Origin of the sequence: Thioclava sp. UBA3469 (genome assembly GCF_002378135.1) — a bacterium.
GTDB lineage: Bacteria > Pseudomonadota > Alphaproteobacteria > Rhodobacterales > Rhodobacteraceae > Thioclava > Thioclava sediminum.
The window spans coordinates 1-246 of sequence record NZ_DFRG01000167.1 but is presented as its reverse complement, the minus strand read 5'-3'; the positions used below and the strand labels follow the sequence as shown (position 1 = coordinate 246).

General features: G+C 63.8%; 1 pseudogene. It reads left to right on the top strand.

The features are described 5' to 3' along the window. Positions 1-246, top strand: a pseudogene (locus tag B3D39_RS12620) (preprotein translocase subunit SecY); the annotation flags it as partial.

The following is a 246-nucleotide window of genomic DNA, read 5'->3' as shown; positions in this document are numbered from 1 at the left end:
GTGGCTGGGTGAGCAGATCACCGCACGCGGCATCGGCAACGGTATCTCGCTGATCATCTTCGTCGGTATCGTCGCGGAAATCCCGGCGGCTCTGGCCCGCTTCCTGGAGCAGGGCCGCGCCGGTGCGATCTCCACTCCGGTGATCCTCGGGGTGATCCTGATGATCGCGATCGTGATCACCTTCGTCGTCTTCATGGAGCGCGCGCTGCGCAAGATCCATATCCAGTATCCGCGCCGTCAGGTGGG